Origin of the sequence: Coralliovum pocilloporae, assembly GCF_030845175.1 — a bacterium.
Lineage (GTDB): Bacteria > Pseudomonadota > Alphaproteobacteria > Rhizobiales > Cohaesibacteraceae > Coralliovum > Coralliovum pocilloporae.
The window spans coordinates 989,894-1,002,322 of sequence record NZ_CP132542.1 but is presented as its reverse complement, the minus strand read 5'-3'; the positions used below and the strand labels follow the sequence as shown (position 1 = coordinate 1,002,322).

6 protein-coding genes are annotated in these 12,429 nt (G+C 52.2%); 4 read left to right on the top strand and 2 right to left on the bottom strand.

Annotated elements, in window-relative coordinates; all coding sequences use genetic code 11:
- Nucleotides 1-39: 39 nt before the first annotated feature.
- Nucleotides 40-1,542 (top strand): MBOAT family O-acyltransferase, encoded by a 1,503-nt coding sequence (locus tag RA157_RS04695; protein WP_350335319.1) that lies wholly within the window; start codon nt 40-42, stop codon nt 1,540-1,542.
- Between the two features lie 10 nt (nt 1,543-1,552).
- Nucleotides 1,553-3,490, top strand: coding sequence for a hypothetical protein (locus RA157_RS04690; protein ID WP_350335318.1), 1,938 nt, complete (start codon nt 1,553-1,555; stop codon nt 3,488-3,490).
- Nucleotides 3,491-3,672: 182 nt separating this feature from the next.
- Here RA157_RS04690 and RA157_RS04685 read toward each other — a convergent pair whose 3' ends face one another.
- On the bottom strand, nt 3,673-5,790 hold the full coding sequence (locus tag RA157_RS04685) for a DUF4114 domain-containing protein (RefSeq protein WP_350335317.1): 2,118 nt from the start codon (nt 5,788-5,790) through the stop codon (nt 3,673-3,675).
- Between the two features lie 723 nt (nt 5,791-6,513).
- Between RA157_RS04685 and RA157_RS04680 the strand changes: the two genes are divergently transcribed.
- Nucleotides 6,514-9,258 carry a calcium-binding protein gene (locus tag RA157_RS04680; RefSeq protein ID WP_350335316.1) on the top strand — a complete coding sequence of 915 codons (2,745 nt, stop codon included), beginning with the start codon at nt 6,514-6,516 and terminating at the stop codon, nt 9,256-9,258.
- A 227-nt stretch (nt 9,259-9,485) separates the two neighbouring features.
- On the opposite strand, the gene RA157_RS04675 is transcribed toward RA157_RS04680, so the two are convergent.
- On the bottom strand, nt 9,486-10,742 hold the full coding sequence (locus RA157_RS04675) for an outer membrane beta-barrel protein (RefSeq protein ID WP_350335315.1): 1,257 nt from the start codon (nt 10,740-10,742) through the stop codon (nt 9,486-9,488).
- Nucleotides 10,743-10,978: 236 nt separating this feature from the next.
- Between RA157_RS04675 and RA157_RS04670 the strand changes: the two genes are divergently transcribed.
- A complete protein-coding gene (locus tag RA157_RS04670; protein ID WP_350335314.1) occupies nt 10,979-12,337 on the top strand; it encodes a FecR family protein in 1,359 nt (452 codons plus the stop codon).
- The last annotated feature ends 92 nt before the right edge of the window (nt 12,338-12,429 follow it).

Below are 12,429 nucleotides of genomic sequence, written 5' to 3'. Positions count from 1 at the left end.
GCTCTAGCTTTGTTTCCAAGCATATTCCGGAGATACTTCATGGTTTTCAGTTCTTTTGAATTTATCTACCTGTTCCTGCCGCCGGTTCTTGGTGTTTTCCTGCTGCTCAGGTGGCTTGGTACCGAACGTGGCATTATCTGGTGGCTGATTGTGGCTTCGCTGGCGTTTTATGCCTGGTGGAGTCCTGTCCATCTCGTTCTTCTGATCAGTTCGGTCGTCATCAACTTCGCCCTTCATCGTGTCATTCTCGCGAACCGGAGCAAAATGGTTCTGGGGATTGGGATTTCCGGGAACCTTGCGACACTCGCCTATTTCAAATACGCGAATTTCCTAGTGGACATGATCAATCCGCTGTTTGGTAATGAGTTGCCAGTACTATCGATTGTGCTGCCGCTTGCGATTTCCTTTTTTACATTCCAGCAGATCTCGTTTCTCTATGACACGTATAAGGGCGATATCGCTGATTGTGACTTTTCAAAGTACTGTCTGTTTGTTGTCTTCTTCCCGCAACTGATTGCGGGACCTATCGTTCTGCAGAAAGACACAATCCCGCAGTTTCGGCTCACGGTGTTTCAGAACCGGATCTTCCTCAATCTTGCCATTGGCGGCACGCTTTTCGGCATTGGCCTGTTTAAAAAACTCGTTTTTGCAGATGGGGTCGCCCCGATGGTCAACATGGTGTTTGGCCTCGCTGATTCCGGGGAGGCTGTTCCAATGGAAGCTGCCTGGATCGGTGCTCTCAGCTACACTTTCCAGATCTATTTCGACTTTTCGGGATATTGCGACATGGCTCTTGGCCTGGCACGCATGTTCGGGATCCGCCTGCCGATCAACTTCTATTCACCTTACAAGGCGACATCGATTGTCGACTTCTGGAGGCGCTGGCACATTACGCTGTCCCGCTTCCTGCGAGATTATCTCTACATCCCGCTTGGCGGCAACAAGAAGGGTCCGGCCCGTCGCTACGTCAACCTTATGGCGACGATGGTTCTGGGTGGCCTTTGGCATGGTGCCGCCTGGACTTTTGTCTTCTGGGGGTTCCTGCACGGACTGTATCTCATCATCAATCATGGCTGGAACATGATGACGAAAGATATGACGGCAATGGCTTATGTCCCTTTGCAAATCCGCCGAATTCTGGCGCAAGCCATCACCATGCTTGCCGTCATTGTCGCGTGGGTTTTCTTCAGGGCAGAAACATTCAATGGAGCGTCTACAATTCTGCTCTCAATGGCGGGGTTGGAAGGCAGTGTGGATACGAGAGTCTGGAGAGACTTCCTGGCAGTGAGCGCCAGCGCCTGGGTTCAGTTTGCAGGTCTCGGCCTTGTTGTTTTCTTCATGCCGAACAGTATTGAGCTGATGCGTCGCTATCGTCCGATAACGGAAATGGCAGCCAGCCTCGGTTCGAAATTCAGAGAGCCAGGCTTTGTCTGGAAGCCGACAGGGCGTTGGGCTTTTGCAAGCTCCGCCATGGTCCTGACGGCGCTGGTCCAGCTTTACATGCTGGGTGACATGACAGAATTCATCTACTTCAATTTCTAGGGTCAGCGTCATGTATCGAACCTTGCCCGCAGCAGCTCTGCTTCTCGGCTTTCTGGGACCTCAGCAGACCGCCTCTGCATCTGACCCGCATTATGAAATTGAGCTTGTTGGCCGCAAGACAGTGTTCAACACGGAAACGGGGATGCTGACAATCAAAGGCATAACCCGGCCGGGTCTGGTATCGGTTATCAGACGCAGGAATGAAGTGCTTCTGCGCTACTGGGAAAATGGCAGCTTTCGTGAAACCGTCGAGCTGAATGGTGAGCTCCTTGTTGATGGCAAGGACATGAATGATATCTCGCGCGTGAGCGGTTTTAAAATGGATCGCGGTGGGTCTTATGTCTATCTGCATATGACAAAAGGACCTGAAGCCCGTGTCCAGCTTTTTCAGGATGGAACCGCTGTTCTGGATTGGCCACGGGATGCGCTGATCAGAGTGATCTCTTACTCAAGGCAGTCTCTGGTTCTCGGGTCACAGGACCGGCAGACAGGGGGGATGGAATTTCTCGCCTACAGCCGGAATCAGGATGGCAGTCTGAGCAGGACACCAACGCGCCTGGGATCTTTGAATACCTGTCTCTTCATGGCCGCAAAGCCCTACGGAAACGGCCTCGCCATTCAGGCATTCTGTGGCATGAAAACCGGCAATGATATTCTGTATTTCGATTTTGAAACCGGCAATACAATCGTGCTTGCCAACGATCCGGCTGATGAAATCCTTGGCGCCTTGCCATCGCCTGATAGGACTGGCATCCAGGTTGTCCATCTCAGCGGAAATCGAAATGGTCTGACAGCATTCCACGCGGTTTCAGGTATCTTTCTGTCGTCACTCGGAGAGCCGTTCAGTCGGTCGTCGGATGAAGCGGGACGACAGAGCTGGGGGCAGGCTTACCGAACGCGCGTTCTGGGAGTGCTTGCGGGCAAGACCGAGCATCCCGTCTTTGCGGTTCTGGCCAGGATGGCGGTCCGGCAAACGCTTGGCCAGACAAACCGGACCACTGGGATAGCGGGCAACGTCAACCCAGGCTGTGCCTGGGCTTCAAGAATCTATTCAGATGATCGCAGAACTCCGATTTCCTTTCTGGTGAACCAGGCCATGATTTCTGCTGGCATGATTGAGGCGTGCGATGCTCTTGGTGGTCACTGCCCTTCAGCATTGAAACAGGAAATCCTGCATAATGCACAATGCTTGGTGCGCGCGTATGAATCGAATTTCGATGCAGCAACGGGTCTCTACCGGATTCCTTACGGAGTGAATTTCCGGTTTGACGGTATCTGGGCTCCCTGGAACTGGCACATGAGCTGGGCGCCAGTACTCGAGCATGTCGGCAAGGCCTTCAACGAACCATATCTGACGGATCGGGCTTCCCGTCTCTCCAGCGCATTTCTGACGAGCTGGACACGTTCCGAGGCAGGGGCATTATGGCATTACTGGCCTGAGGAGTTTTACAAGGGCTGGACGCTGGATATGGGGGTCTCAAAGAGCCGACCAACCCAGAAACAACATGTGCCAAGACGTTTCGAGGATACCAGTCATGCAGGAATAAGCCTGATCGGGTTGAACGGGCTGTCCACATCTCTTCCGAACGATCTCAAGACCCCTCTTAAAAAGACACTGGATCGTTTGCTCCCGAGTGATCTGAATACCCCCCGGGATCTGGATGGCCAGGGCCCGCGTGGTCCTCGCTGGTTACCCGGTGCGGGGTTCGACGCTTATGCCACAGAGAGATTTCGGGAGTTCTATAGCCGTAAGCTGCCGGGAGGTGTTTCAACAGATCAACATCTGGCCTATGCCAATCTGGTTGACGTGTCACAGCCTGTGACTGTGAACCTGAAACAGCTGATCTGTCATCTTGACGGATGCGAGCGGATTAATGCCTGGCAAATGAACTCGCTTACGGATCTTGTAGAGAACAATCCGTATTTCACAATCAAAGAACTTCCATGAAAAGCCTGCTGATTTTGGCTCTGATCAGGGCCTTGTTCTGTATTCTCTGCCAGCCCAGAACAGTGCACGGGTCATCGCCATCGAAGTGATGGGCCGGAATTCATAACAAAACCTCCTCATACAAGACGTATGAGGAGGTTTTGCTGTTTGAGTTCAGAGGTCTTCACTTATGGGTCTGAGCCCTAGATGAAAAAGAGCCAGTCGTTTGCCGAGAAGTCGTCGAGGGACAGGTTTTCAAAGAGGATGCTGTCTTCAGATCCGGCGACAATGTCTTCGAAATTCATCAGAACACCATCGTCGGTTTCTGAAAGGGCAGCCAGATATATATCGACAGAGTGATCATTGCTGACAACCAGCTGATCGATGCCCATTTCAAAGTCGACGATTGTGTCCTGGCCATCTCCGACGTTGAAAATAAACTGATCCATGACGCCGTCGGCGCGATTGAGGCCGCCACCTGTCAGGATATCGTTACCTTCGCCACCGGAGATCTGGTCGCTGCCTGTTCCACCCCTTATGATATCGTCACCAGCATCACCGTAGATCGTGTCCGCGCCACTTGAACCATGGAGATAGTCAGAGCCATTTCCACCGTGGAGCTCATCATCACCTGAATAGCCGATAAGGCGATCATTACCATCAAGACCGGTCAGGACATTGTCTTTTCTATTGCCCACAATGTTGTCGGAGTAGTTGGTGCCGATGACATTCTCAACGCTGATCAGCGTATCTGTGCCATCACCTCGGATGGTACCTGAAAGAAGGCTGCCGCTGACTTTGTTGGACCAACTGCTGTAGTCGACCGTATCCGTTCCTGATCCTCCGTTGATGGTATCATTACCCGATCCGCCATCAAGCAGATCATCGCCGCTGTTGCCGTTGAGAGTATCGCTGCCTGAACCGCCCTGGAGGATATCAGCGTCGCTGCCACCACTCAGACTGTCATCACCGTTCCCGCCTGACAGGACGTCCGAGCCGGAATTGCCGATGAGTTCATCAGCTCCCGCGCCACCGTGGAGTTCATCGTTTCCACTGCCACCGGAGAGTTCATCATTTCCGCTGTCTCCATGGAGTTCGTCATTCCCTCCGGTACCGGTGAGAATGTCGTTTCCGTCACCGCCACGAAGAAGATCATCGCCTGAACCACCAAGAAGCGTATCGTCGCCGTGACCGCCGTCGAGGAGATCGTCTCCCGAACTCCCGTTCAGGAGGTCGTTCTGATTGCCTCCATAAAGCTCATCATCACCAGAATTGCCGTAGATCTCGTCTTCGCCCTGTCCACCGTAGAGAATATCGCTGCCAAGACCACCGTGGAGCTCGTCGCTGCCATTGCCTCCGTAGAGGACATCGTTGCCGCGGAAACCGTAGAGCTCGTCACTGCCTGCTCCACCATAAAGCAGATCGTTATCCTGATAATCGGGTACGATTGGAGATGTTCCCTCCTCCAGTCCTGAAGGGTCGGGGAGGCCGTTGGCCAGGCGGTAATGTGCGTTCAGAACTGACGCGTTGGTTGGGCCGAGATTGACCGTGAAAACGCTGTCATCGAAGTCTCGGTCACCCCCTCCGAAGAGATCTTCGAAACCGAGTGTCAGGGTACCCATGTCTGTCTTGAGAACACCCGTTGTATGAAGAATGCCGTCCGGATTCAGCTGAAGCGTATCTCCATAGGCTGCCGTGTGATAAGTGTGGTAGCGGATTTCTGTCTGGCTCCCATCGTCGCCTGTGAAGACCAGTGTCGGGTCAACGCTGTTCAGAGTTGCTGTTGAACTGTCATTGTTGATGAACGCATAAGATCCGCTGCCAAGAGCACTGAAGTTGTTATAGCTGTATCCATTGGACACGATAAAAAAGCCGATCTGATCACCTTGTGACACATCAAGCACATGGTTGGTTACACCCTGGATCAGACTGCCCCCACTGCCTTGCAGGGAGGCGTTCTCCCAGATGATCTGGACATCCCCGATCTGACCGGTTTCGCTATCTACCTTGTAGTAACCGAAGGAATTGCGATAGCCGGCTGTTTCTCCCTCAAATGTTACGGAAACAGGATAGTCATCGGCAATTGTCACTGACGTGACATTGACCAGGTTTGGACCTCCGGATCCATAAAGAATGTCATTGCCACTGTTGCCATACAGCGTGTCATCACCACGACCGCCCCAGACTTCGTCCCAACCATCCTGACCATAAAGAGTATCGTCGCCATTTCGGCCCGAAATCACATCGGAATGGCGCGTCCCGATAATTGTGTCATTGTCTTGTGTGCCGATAATCGGTCGTGTTGCCGGTAAGCCTGCCATAATCTACCTCTTTTGAACTGCATTGCGTGTAGACAAACAAGGTCTCGGCTTGATCCGCTCGTTCATCCTGCCGTTCAGAGAGGCAAGGCACATGCCACGTTCAGGACGTGTCTGAGTCAAATGTAACTCTCTGCATTTACAATGTTTTAAGGATTTCTTGCCCCGGTCTTGGGAATGGTGTCTTGCAAAATGCCAGAATTGTTTTTGCTTTTGCAAAGCGAGAACACCTATTTTCCCTGAATTGAATTCTTGATGCTCTTGACGTTGACCGGTCCTTATCCCGTGGGCTGGACTTGCGGGGGACTGCGACAAAAACTCGCAAGCGGGTGGTTGGAAAAAATAACACCGAAGGTAGATATCTGGTGGATTAATGCTTGCTGAAGCGGATATACACGATTCAAATTCGTGGTGTTATGGTAGTGGAATTGCAATCTTTGGGTATTATCCATCTAAGGAATGAGCACGACCTTCCGCCATAGATTGTGATTGCTTTTGGATTGGAGGCTAGCTCCTGGAGTTATGGAGCTGTGTGTTAGACGTCTCTTTTCCGAATGTGTTGAAGAGTGGGGTTGTTTCTGGGCTGGTTTTACGTTGGGAGTCTCGAGCTTTATCTTGCTTCGAGGGGCTTCTGATGCGCTGGGCGCGAAACGCATTTCCCGAAAGTGTGAGATGAATGAACCTGGACCCCGGGTCAGTGGTTCTATGTAAGTCAAAGGCTTCGTTATGAATTTTGCTACTGTTCTGAGCAGAACGACATTTGAAGGTTACACTAATCCGGCGGATATTGCGACGATCAAAGCTGCTATGCAGGATATCTATGAAACGCCGACTGGCAAAGCGATGATTGATCGTTTTCTGTCTTTTCCGTCTAACACCATTTCCTTTGAATATGAAGCCAATCAGGCAGCAGCCTTTCTCAATACAGGCATTGTATTATACGATGTGAATTTCAGTAGAAATTTCATCTATATCAACAAGGAAGGTGTGGCTGTCCAGGAAACTGTTGCCGGAACAATAGCCCATGAATTTGTGCATGCTCTTGATGGCTTGCTGGACAATTGGCAGGGTCAGTTTGATCACTCTGGTGACACCGTTACTCAAGCCAACCTCATCTATAAAGAGCTCGGCATTGATGAGCAGCTCTCCTATGTCGGCGGCGCTTTCCCGAACACACTGACAGTTGGTCGGGATTATGCCATGGGGCAGAAAATCGACCGGGCCTGGACTGTGTCAACCGATTACACTTCTTCCGGCTCTGCCCGTGATCTGATTATTGGCAATATCGGTTCCAATACGTTTGATGGTGGCGCTGGAAATGACATTATCTACGGTGGGCGCGATGGAGACCGTCTCTCCGGTGGTGATGATCATGACAGGCTTTTTGGCGAGGATGGAAATGACATTCTCGAAGGAGATGATGGCCATGATCACCTCTATGGAGGTGATGGTAGCGACGACCTGAGGGGTGGTCGTGGTAATGATCGCCTTTATGGTGGTGACAGCAATGATCAGCTTGATGGTGGGGATGATACGGATCGCCTTGATGGTGGACGTGGTGCCGACCGACTTGACGGTGGTGCCGGGAATAATGATATCGCCATCTACTCCGGTTCATCGGTTGGCGTTACCGTAAACCTGACGACAACATTTGGATCTGGCGGAGACGCCAGTGGTGATCGCCTCTTCAATATCGAGCATATTGCAGGCTCCCGGCACGATGATGTGCTTACGGGTGATGGTGGCAGGAACTATCTTTATGGCAATGGTGGTGAAGATCGTCTCTTTGGGGAAGGTGGCGATGACATCCTGAATGCTAACGGGCCTGGTGCCGACTATCTTGATGGCGGTAGTGGCATTGATACGGTGCGGTACTACAATTCCCGTTCCGGTGTGACGGTCAACCTGTCCGATAACAGCAAGAACCGTGGTGATGCTGCTGGTGATGTTTATGTTTCCATCGAAAATGTCGTTGGGTCACGTACCGGCAATGATAGTCTGACCGGTGATTCCGGCGCGAACTGGCTACGCGGTTTCGGTGGCAACGACAGCCTTCGGGGCGCTGGTGGCAATGACCGCCTTGAAGGTGGTGATGGCAAAGATCGCCTTGAAGGCGGGCAGGGCGCTGACCAGCTGAACGGCGGTTCCGGCAGTAGCGACCTCGCAATTTACTCCGGGTCTTCTACGGGCGTAACAGTTAATCTGACCAATGGAACCGGGTCTGGCGGTGACGCTCAGGGTGATACTCTGTCCAATATCGAGTGGATCGCCGGGTCTCGTCATAATGATGTTCTGACGGGCAATTCAGCCAACAATGTTCTGTACGGCAATGGTGGTGAAGATCGCCTCTTTGGTGAGGGTGGTAACGACACCCTGAATGCCAACGGGTCCGGTGCAGACTATCTTGATGGTGGCAGCGGTATCGATACGGTGCGGTACTATAATTCCCGTTCCGGTGTGACAGTTAACCTGACCGATAACAGCAAGAACCGTGGTGATGCTGCTGGTGACGTTTATGTTTCGATTGAGAATGTCATCGGCTCGCGTACCGGCAATGATGATCTGACCGGTGATTCTGGTGCGAACTGGTTACGCGGCTTTGGTGGCAATGACAGCCTTCGTGGTGCTGGTGGCAATGACAGCGTTGAAGGTGGTGATGGCAAAGACCGTCTTGAAGGTGGGCAGGGCGCTGACCGATTGGACGGTGGTTCTGGTAGCAATGACCTTGCAGTTTATTCCGGGTCTTCTACGGGCGTAACAGTCAACCTGACCAATGGAACCGGGTCTGGTGGTGACGCTCAGGGTGACATTCTGTCCAATATCGAGTGGATCGCAGGCTCTCGTCACAATGATGTTCTGACGGGCAATTCAGCCAATAATGTTCTGTATGGCAATGGTGGTGAAGATCGCCTCTTTGGTGAGGGCGGTAACGATACCCTGAATGCCAACGGGTCCGGCGCAGACTATCTTGATGGTGGCAGCGGTATTGATACGGTGCGGTACTACAATTCCCGTTCCGGTGTTACGGTCAACCTGTCAGATAACAGCAAAAACCTCGGTGATGCTGCTGGTGATGCCTATGTTTCGATTGAGAATGTCATCGGCTCGCGTACCGGAAATGATGATCTGACCGGTGATTCTGGTGCGAACTGGCTGCGTGGTTTCGGTGGTGATGACCGACTTGAGGGCGCTGGTGGCAATGACCGTCTGGAAGGTGGGAATGGAGACGACACCTTCGTTTTCGCCCCAGGCTTTGGTCAAGACGTCATAGACGACTTCACAGCAGGTGCGGGCTCTGATGATGTTATCGAATTCGATGGTGTAGCCGCATTGAGTGACTTTTCAGAGGTGCTGGCTCTGGCTTCTGATGATGGCACGGATACGACGATAACGCTGGATGCCGGCAACAGTATTGTTCTGAAGAATACTGTTGTTGCTGACCTTCATGATGATGACTTCCGGTTCGTCTGATCTGCTTCGCATTTGCGTTTGATTTGACGCAGGTCTGTCTGGTGCATGGGGCGTGATCGTTGGTGATCGCCTCGTGCCTTTGCCCTCTCAGGACGTATGGCTAGAGCGTGCTTCAGATAAAAACTCGCGCAGAAGCAAATTCCTAAAGCACCATTGCAAATTCAGGTTAAAGGTCTGGCGCTTTAATGGGCTTTGAGACGCCCGTGTTGAGGGTGTTCCCGATAAACCTACCGGGTCAGCTTCAAACCAAGCTGAACGCGATTGGCATCGTAGTCACCGCCTGCAAAACCAGCATCGAAATACTCGTATTCATATTTGCCGGTCAGAACCAGTCTTGAATAAAGTTCATAGTCGAAGCCGATTGTGGCGATCAGGGTCTGATCGTCTAAACTGCTTCCGATATTGTCCTCGTAAAGATAGTAGCCGCTGGTGAACAGGCGCAGACGATCATGAACGCGATAGTCAGCCTGCAATGTCAGGGAGCGCGACAGGGTTCCGGCCTGCCCAAAAATACTATCTTCTTCAAACCGGGTGTCGGCAACGGCGCTCAGGTTGAAGCGGTCGGTTACGGCCCATGTAACCCAGGCATCAAGGGTTAGTGCACCTGAGTCGGAAAAGCCCGGGTCACGGAACTGCTGGTGTCTGTAGCCGACAGCAATCTCGCCGCTGATCTTGTTGTTGGGCTGGAACAGAAGTCCGGCTGCAACATGGCCACCTTGAGACCCTCGCTGAATGCCATTGCGATCGGTCTCGCGCTCAAAGTCCCAGCGGTTGTATCCGCCTTCCACATAGGCGTTGAGACGTTCTCCGAAATTGAAACTGCCGCGAAGGCGCACATCATAGAGGATACTGTCATCGTCATCCCGCTGCAGGGAAAGGCCGAGATTTGATGTTGTATCTTCGTGCTGGGAGTACGTGACACCGCCGCGCACGGTGATTGCGGCCTTGCCGAACCCTTTTGACAGAAAGGCTTTGACAGCGGCTTCCTGGTCAACTGATGTCTTGGATGGGTTAAACAGAATGCGCGGATCCCCGCGCGGATCTTCATCAAACTGATAGGTACTGATCAGTTCGAACTGAACGTCAGACGGCAGATCAAGACGCCCATAGGTAAAGATGTTGGCGTAATATTCGTCTTCGGAATTGTTGTCGGGGTAAACGGACTGGCTGCCATAGGCAGAGATGTTGAGGGCATGTCGCTCCCAGTCTGAGTTGATCCACAAGAAGGCGTCGGTCTGCACGAATGCACCGGATCGCTTGTCGTCGGGCGTCTCGTGGACATTGTCATCATAGCCGACGGCAGATCCTACAGAACCACCTGCCTTGAAGCTTCCCAGCTTGTAAGGGTCACTCTTCTCGTGACTTCTGTATCCGAGATTGTAGTTGTCGGTAAGATCAACAGACTGTGCATGGACGGTTGCTTGCAAGGACGCGAGGAGCGTATACAGCAGTGCCAAGTAGAGGTATTTTGATACGCGCTGCATGAAGTGTCTGTTTGTTGAATGATCCCCGGTACCAATAAATTTATTCCTTCTATGCTTAATGAAGGTTGAATAATTATGTTGATAGAGGAAAATACTGACATTATTTGCCTGAATTTTGTCACCAAGGGCTACTCAGGCACCGCACCGATTAAAATTCTAAATATGTTGTTTGCGGTTTTTCAAATTTCTTGAAGTAGGGTCCACGCTGTGAAAACCCGCGTTCCAGGAGGAACATTATGCGTGCCCTTTTGAAATTTGTTGCAACATGTCTTGTGTGTCTGGCTCCGATGCTGCTGTCGCCAGCAATGGCTGCCGCGAGCACCTGGACTCTGGTGAAAGCCAACAAGGATGTGCACCTTTATACAAAGGGGCAGTGGATTTCTCTCAAGCGCGGTATGACGCTGAAACGCGGAGCCACATTACGTACCGGAAAACGGGGGCGCGCCATCCTGAAACGCAATCGGGAAAGCATGGCCCTTGGTCCCGGAACGGTCATAACCTTGCCGAAAGCAGGTAATGGTGGTGGCAAGACGGCTGTCCACCAGCATGCAGGTGCTGTCACATATTCGGTTAAAAAGAAGAATGTGAAACATTTTGCTGTTGATACGCCTTACCTTGCTGCCGTGGTGAAAGGGACCGTCTTCACGGTTGCTGTCGGGAAGAAGAGTTCGCAGGTTGCCGTGCAGCGTGGTGTGGTAGAGGTTGGTGACTACGATACTGGTCAGTTCGCTAATGTTCGTCGTGGTCAGTCTGTAGGAACATCCAACCGGTCCGGCGCGGGCCTTCGGGCAAAACGCGGCAGTAAGATCTCTGTCAAAAGACGTAAGCCGACTGCCAGCCCGACACAGAAATCGGCACGTGCTGTGCGTGCGGCGATCAAAAAGGCCGCTGCGCCGTCCCGTAGTGCTCCGAAAGCCAATGACGGCGGTGATACGGAAGCTGCCAGTGCACCTGCCAAGAAGCAGAGCTCAGAATCAGCATCCAAAGACAGCGGATCAGGTTGGAATGCGACAGCAGGTTATCGCGGGTTTGCAGGCGCCAAGGAACGGTCTGCGACAAAGGCTGCGCAATCGAAATCAGTCGCAAGCGCTCCGAAGCAAAATTCTGGCCGTGAAAAAGGCACTGTAAACAAGACGCGTTTTGAAACGAGCATCGTGCGTCAGATTTTGTCTGGCTCTAATGGTTCAAATAACAATGGACAGGATGCCGTTAACGAGCGACCCAATGGCAATGGCAATGGCAATGGCAATGGCAATGGCAATGGCAACAGTGCCGGGAATCAGGGGAATGGAAATTCTTCAGAACAGTCGCAAAATAATGGTGGCAATAGCGGTGTAGCTGGTAATTCCAACGGCAACGGCAACGGCAACGGCAACGGCAACGGCAACGGCAACGGCAACGGCAACGGCAACGGCAACGGCAACGGCAACGGCAACGGCAACGGCAACGGCAACGGCAATGGTAACGCCTTCGGCCAGTCCAATGGCAACAATGGTCAGGGTAATGGGAATGACAAACAGGCCGGGGGCTGGTACCCCGGTAAACATCTGATACAGACCGTTCAATATATCCGTAATAACAACAAAGTCCGCTAAGCTGGTTTAACCGAAATAAGATTCGAGGCTGTATCAGTCATCAGATGCAGCCTTTTGGATTCCAGCCAATTTCAGCCAATCTTAAGAGGTTG

Excerpts from the sequence above, each read along its gene's own strand:
- RA157_RS04680 (WP_350335316.1), top strand. The coding sequence starts at position 6,514 with ATGAATTTTGCTACTGTTCTGAGCAGAACGACATTTGAAGGTTACACT.
- RA157_RS04685 (WP_350335317.1), bottom strand. The coding sequence starts at position 5,790 with ATGGCAGGCTTACCGGCAACACGACCGATTATCGGCACACAAGACAAT.
- RA157_RS04670 (WP_350335314.1), top strand. The coding sequence starts at position 10,979 with ATGCGTGCCCTTTTGAAATTTGTTGCAACATGTCTTGTGTGTCTGGCT.
- RA157_RS04695 (WP_350335319.1), top strand. The coding sequence starts at position 40 with ATGGTTTTCAGTTCTTTTGAATTTATCTACCTGTTCCTGCCGCCGGTT.
- RA157_RS04675 (WP_350335315.1), bottom strand. The coding sequence starts at position 10,742 with ATGCAGCGCGTATCAAAATACCTCTACTTGGCACTGCTGTATACGCTC.
- RA157_RS04690 (WP_350335318.1), top strand. The coding sequence starts at position 1,553 with ATGTATCGAACCTTGCCCGCAGCAGCTCTGCTTCTCGGCTTTCTGGGA.